The sequence below is a fragment of the Thermomicrobium sp. genome (assembly GCF_053493975.1).
The window spans coordinates 1-5,453 of sequence record NZ_JBRBZA010000026.1 but is presented as its reverse complement, the minus strand read 5'-3'; the positions used below and the strand labels follow the sequence as shown (position 1 = coordinate 5,453).

The window sequence follows — 5,453 nt, the reverse complement described above, 5'->3', positions numbered from 1 at the left end:
GAAGAAGCGCAGGCGACGATTCGGATCGGGATCGGGCGGTTCACGACGCCCGAGGAGGTCGAGCGCGCAGCGGACCGGATCGCGTTCGCCTGGGAGCGACTCGTCGCAGCCGACTGGTGAGCGCTCGTCAGTCCACCGCTCAGTCGAGCTCGGGCAGGAGGTCGGCGCGCGGGAACTGCTGGTGCTGCAGCGCGCGCCGGACACGGGTACGACTCAGCTCGGCCAAGGCCGCGCGACAGAGCGCCAGACCTGTTTGACCGTGCTCGCGCCAGCTGGTCGCGGTGACGGGCGCGAAACCGTGGGCGAGGAGCGAATAGTTGCGGTGCTGCGTCCACTGCAGGAGGCGCGGGCGCTCGGCGGCCAGCCAGCCAGCGAGCGGCTCATCGGCGAGGTCAGCCAACAGATCCCAGGCCTGGACGAGGGCCAGCCGGACCGTCCCGTTCCCCTCGGCTCGACCAGCGAGTTTGGCTCGCCAGGCCTCGGGAAGGCGTGCCAGATCGACGTCGCTGGTGTCGATGCGATGCCCCAGCCAGAGACGCACCTGAACGAGCAGCTCGAGCGCGCGGTAGACGCGGGCGACGGCATCGTCGTAGCGGGACTGGGCTGCCCGGCGCTCGGCATTGAAGAGGATGTCCTCGACGGCGATGTAGGGATCGCGCAGCTGCTCGAGGGGGGCCAGGCGCGGCGCGGGAGCGTCCGGCTGGCCCGGTGCGAAGGCGCGGACGACACCCGCCAGCTGGTCGAGGACAGTGAGCCAGCTGTGCCAGTCGCGCCGGTACAGGTCCAAGAACGTCCGGGCCGTCTCCAGTTCGTAGCGGTCCCAGGCGTCGAAAGCTCGGCAGAGGTTGCGAGCATGCTCCAGGCGGGTGCGCAGCGGCGACGAGAGTTCGCGCTGCAAGGCCTGGTCGAGGGTAGCCGCCGCTTCGGCGTAATCGAAGCGCTCGAGCGCGAGGCGCGCTGACCGGACGAAGCGATGCGCCCGGACGTCGTGGACACCGCTGACGGGGGCGAAACTCTCCGTCCCCGGGATGACGGTCGCCTGGTGTCCGCGCGCTCCTCGCACCAGGCGGAGTTGCACCTCGGGGCGTCCCTCGCTGTCCAAGGCGGCCAGGACCAAGGCGGCGCTCATCGACTTGGTCCCGGCGGTGTAGTCGGCCAAGAGTTCAGCGTCCGGGAAACGCCGTCGGAGATCGGCGAAACACTCGACCAGGTGCTGGTAGCAGGCCACCAGATCGTCGGGGTCTTCGAGGGAAAGGACCTCGTACCGCTCGGGTGGGAGACCGACCAGCGCCGCATACTCGTCGACGAAGCGCAGGGTCCCCGCCTGGGCATCGGCTGCTGCCGAGCACACGAAGACGACGAAGTCCGGGAGCGCTTCCCGCAGGGCGTAGGCTTCCGGGCGATCGGCGACATTGCCGTCCATCGGCTTGCCGACGTTGAGGACCAGGACACGACGCACTGACTGGCTCATCGCTCACTTCCCGCTCCGAAACACGCCGTAGCCGCTCGTCGTCTTGGCTCCGAAGCCGAGTTGGGCCAGTCCCTTCCGCAACCATTCCGTCGCCAGCGCGCGCAGGCGCCCGTCGGAATCGCTGGCTCCCTGGCGGAGCCCGACGGCGATCCGGTAGCGCGTGCCCGGCGCCACAGCGAGGAAGGTGATCGGGGTCGGGTTCTGCCAGGGTGTCGGCGGCTCCTTCCCGGCATAGTAGTTCGGGTAATGCGGATTCATGATGTCGAGTTCCAGGCGCCAGCCCGGCTCGGGGTAGGCGTCGAAGAAGACGAGCGCACCGGCCTGAGCGACCTCGTGCGCTTCTCCAGCGCGGGGTACGCGGCCGAAGACGGCGAGAAAATCGGGATCGGACTCGTCGCGCCGCTCGACCAGGTGCGCGTAGGCTCGGGCGACACCCTTGAGCCCGCTTCCCGGCAACACGGGAAAGCCGAGCCGGTCGAAGCGGAAGCCGATCTCGAGCGGCCCGTGTGCGCCGAGGCCGGTGACCAGGCGCGCCTCGAGCTCGACGGAGAATGGTTCCGCTCCGGCTGCACGCACCGTCGCCTCCCAGCGCGCCAGGATCTGCTCGGCGAGAGCGCTCTCGGCGAGCCGCGCGGCTGCTGCGATCACCTCGCGGAGGAAGTCGCGGCGCGGTGTCGCGTCGGTACGGTCGCCGAAGACGGCGGCTTCCGGCGCGAAGCGGTCGAAGAGGAGCGCGGGGTTGGCGACCTGGCTGCGGGCGCTGCTCCAGAGCGTCCGCGTGGCGGACGGGAGGAGCGGGTGCGGCCGCCCTGGTTCACCGCTGGAACTTTCCGCTGACCGATCGCGGTCACGCGGCGGGCCGGAGCGGCTACCCGACGGTGGTCGCGCCCCACTGCGTTGCGGTCGGCGACCGTTGCCACCCGGCTGTTCGGATCGTGGTCGTTCGCGCATCGGCTCACTCCTTCACGAGCTCGGCTTCGGCGAACCGCTTGAGCCAGGTGAGGAAGGCGAGCGCTTCCAGCGTGGCCCGACGGTACTCGGCGACGTCAGCGGACTGGACGATCCAGTCGCGGAGGTCGTCGCGGGCTGTCCCGAGGAGCTGCTGACTGACCCAGCGGGAGAGATCGCGAGCGAGTTGGCGGTGTTCGTTCTGTTGGTCCTTGGCCTTCGCTGCCAGGAAGGCGAGGGTCTGGCCGAGCCCGTGCATTTGGACGAGCGAGGCGACTTGACGAGCGAGCTGGCCGTACTCGCTGGCGAAGTCGGTGCGTTGGACTGCTTGGACGCATTGCCAGGCGAAGGCAGCTCGCTGCTGCTCGAGAGTCCGCTGTCGGGTCTGGGGGATGCTCATCGCTCGGACCTCCTCTCAGACGTGCGCGACGCGCAGGACGACGGCGCCGCGGCCAGTCGTCTCGTCACCGCCGAGGCGGACGCGCCGGCCATCCAGCTGACCGGTGAGCCAGGACAAGAGGGTGCGGCCGTCCTCGTCGACTCTGTCGTAGCGGGAGCGGGTGGCAGCCAGAAGCCCGACCAGGAGCGTCTCGGCGGGCAGGGCCTCGGTCGTCCAGAGCGCTCCGCTCTCGACCGTCTTGGTCCGGTCGTCCAGGCGGACATGGGTCTCGATCTCGGTCGCGTAGAGGACGAAGTCGCGGAAATCGTCGTCGGCCAGGACGCAGAGGTGGGCAGCCAGGTTCGCGCGCCACCAGGCGTACTCCGGCGTCTGAGGCAGGGCGTGAGCAGCCAGCCATTCGGCGAGGGACGAGACCAACCCAGCCTGGTCGCCGGCGAGCGTGAAGCTGTACTCCTCGAGGACGACACCGACCTGCTGACCGGCCGAGGTGAGGAGGGCGCTCCGATTGGCGACAGCGCATTGCTGGGACCGGAGACCGGCGAAGCGGATGGGATCGACCGGCCCCTCGAGTCCGGCCAGCTTGGCCAGGCGCACCAGGCGCGCCAGTGCTGCGGGACTGGTCGTCCAGGCGAAGACGCCAGCCAGCGAGCGCACGGGGAAGAGGACGACCTGGAGATCGGTCACTTGGAGCGCTCCGGCATGGGTGGAGGCTTCCTCCGGCCGATCGGGGCCGAAGAGGGCACGGTGGCGCTCGGCATCGGTACCGTTGGGCTGGGTGACCGCCCGCAGGACCCCCTTGACGCTCGAGGCCTGGACGATGGGGAAGCCGGTGATCCGCTCGCGCTGGATCGGGAGATCGACCGTGCCGACGGCGCGGCCGGTCCCGGCGTGCACCGGTGTTTCGCAGTAGGCGAAGAGCAAGGCACTCGCGTCAGCCATCTCACCATCCTCCGATCATGACCGTTCCGAAACCGATCTCGGCACCCCAGTCGCTCACGGTGGGCCAAGGGAGGTCGCTGGTCCGGCGGAGTCGGGCCTCACCGTGGGCGACGAAGTAGTAGGCACTTCCAGCCGGCACTGCCCGGCGTGCGGGACGCTCGCGACCGCGCGCCAGATCGAAGCCACCGACCGACTCGTAGCGGTCGAGCGCAGCCGCCACCAATTCGACAGACCCCTCGAAGAAGGCGCCCCAATCGCGCGGAAGCCACCCACGCTCGAAGACGGTGGGAGTGAGGAACAAGACGCTGAAACGCTCCGGCAGGGGATCGGGTGCGATGGGAAGGAGCGGTTCAGCGAGCACCTCGAAGCGGGCGGAGCGGCGCTCGCCGCCGAGCGCCAGGACACCCTCGCGCTCGGGCCAAGCGAGCCCGTCGAAGGCGAGGAGGAGCCCGACGCCCGGGTGCAAGCGGACGTAGCGGGCCTCGTAGTAGAGCCCCTCGCGCGTCGTGCGACGAGCCGTGTCCTGGGCGATGCCGATCCGGACTTCTTCCGTCCAGAGCTCCTCCTGCGGCACGCCGGTGACGGACTCTCCTCGGGAATAGGCCGCAAAATCGGCCAGGCGCAACCAGAGTCGCTGACTGGCCTTCTCGGACTGCTCCTCCCCGAGTTCCCAGAGCGGGAAGAGACGAGGTGTCGGTGCAGGCAGGCGCAGTCCCGCGGGCAGCTCGGCTGGCGCGGGCAGGCGACGGAGCGTCGCGCCGCGCGCGACCGCATCGGCCGGTGGTGGGACCAGGACCTCGACCGTGCCGTCCGGAGCGCGGCGGGTGACCAACGGGCCGATCAGGCGCAGCGGGCCCCAGTCGTCCGGTCCACCGACCACTTCGGTGACGGCAGCGTCGTCCCAGGCCGGAACGCGGGAGTGAACCATGAGGTGGTAGGCGCGCAACGCTCCCTGGACCACCAGCGGGCTGGGTGGGAAGCGGCTCGCGGCGCGGAACTGCTGGCCGGCGGTGAAGGGGCGTCCGTCGCGGAAGAGCCAGACATCGAGCGGTTCCAGGAACAGCGTGGTCACTCGCCACCTCCTCTCGCCACGAAGCGTGCCAGCGCGAGCCAGTCGGCCAGTTGGGCCGGTCCGGAGGGCACGCGCTCGAACCGTCGCGCGTCGTCCTGGTCCGGCAGACTGGCGCGCAGCTGGTCGTAGACCGTCGCGAAGCCGCACAGCCGCTCGACCAGCCGCTCGCGCTCGTCCGCCGTACCGCTGGGCCACTTGCCCTGGCGTTTGACCGAACGAGCGAGCACGGCACGGAAGGCCGCATCGGCCTGGGGGAAAGCACGGGCCAACTGACGCAGGTCGGTGGGCAGGCGGCCGGAGAGACTCCCCGGGCCGTCGCGGCGGAAACGGTCGACCAGTTCGGCGAAGTCGAGCGCAGCCAGCTGGTCGGCGCGGGCGACGACGCGAACGATCTCGCCGCCGCGCGGTTGGAGCTCAACGGCGACAGCCTTCTTGCCGGGCAGCCGCTTGGCCCGCTTTTCGGCCTCGCGGGCGCTCTGGAGGAGGTCGCCGAGCGGTTCCAGCCAGTGGCCGATGGCGATGCCAGCCGAGGCGGAGCGCTCCTGCGTCTCCTCGGTGAACGCCTTGCCGAGCACCAGAGCCAGGGGAACCGCCTGCTCGGCCGGCACGAGTGCCACGACGTC

The 5,453-nt window shown here is 70.3% G+C and carries 6 protein-coding genes; all 6 read right to left on the bottom strand.

Features of this window, described 5'->3' with window-relative positions; translation table 11 throughout:
- Positions 1-139 precede the first annotated feature (139 nt).
- Positions 140-1,471: a TIGR02710 family CRISPR-associated CARF protein gene (locus tag ACWIVK_RS05250; protein ID WP_448575530.1), complete on the bottom strand. Its 1,332-nt coding sequence runs from the start codon at positions 1,469-1,471 to the stop codon at positions 140-142.
- 3 nt (positions 1,472-1,474) lie between these two features.
- Positions 1,475-2,422, bottom strand: coding sequence for a type III-B CRISPR module RAMP protein Cmr6 (gene cmr6, locus ACWIVK_RS05245; protein WP_448575529.1), 948 nt, complete (start codon positions 2,420-2,422; stop codon positions 1,475-1,477).
- Positions 2,423-2,426: 4 nt separating this feature from the next.
- Positions 2,427-2,819 (bottom strand): type III-B CRISPR module-associated protein Cmr5, encoded by a 393-nt coding sequence (cmr5, locus tag ACWIVK_RS05240; RefSeq protein WP_448575528.1) that lies wholly within the window; start codon positions 2,817-2,819, stop codon positions 2,427-2,429.
- Positions 2,820-2,834: 15 nt separating this feature from the next.
- Positions 2,835-3,758, bottom strand: a complete 924-nt coding sequence (cmr4, locus tag ACWIVK_RS05235) for a type III-B CRISPR module RAMP protein Cmr4 (protein ID WP_448575527.1) — start codon at positions 3,756-3,758, stop codon at positions 2,835-2,837.
- A gap of 1 nt (position 3,759) precedes the next feature.
- The gene (locus ACWIVK_RS05230) at positions 3,760-4,830 is read right to left on the bottom strand and encodes a type III-B CRISPR module-associated Cmr3 family protein (RefSeq protein WP_448575526.1); all 1,071 of its coding nucleotides are present in this window, start codon (positions 4,828-4,830) and stop codon (positions 3,760-3,762) included.
- On the bottom strand, positions 4,827-5,453 hold a 627-nt coding region (locus ACWIVK_RS05225; RefSeq protein ID WP_448575525.1), incomplete at its 5' end, for a Cas10/Cmr2 second palm domain-containing protein. The genes ACWIVK_RS05230 and ACWIVK_RS05225, both read right to left, overlap by 4 nt.

Excerpts from the sequence above, each read along its gene's own strand:
- ACWIVK_RS05250 (WP_448575530.1), bottom strand. The coding sequence starts at position 1,471 with ATGAGCCAGTCAGTGCGTCGTGTCCTGGTCCTCAACGTCGGCAAGCCG.
- cmr6 (WP_448575529.1), bottom strand. The coding sequence starts at position 2,422 with ATGCGCGAACGACCACGATCCGAACAGCCGGGTGGCAACGGTCGCCGA.
- cmr5 (WP_448575528.1), bottom strand. The coding sequence starts at position 2,819 with ATGAGCATCCCCCAGACCCGACAGCGGACTCTCGAGCAGCAGCGAGCT.
- cmr4 (WP_448575527.1), bottom strand. The coding sequence starts at position 3,758 with ATGGCTGACGCGAGTGCCTTGCTCTTCGCCTACTGCGAAACACCGGTG.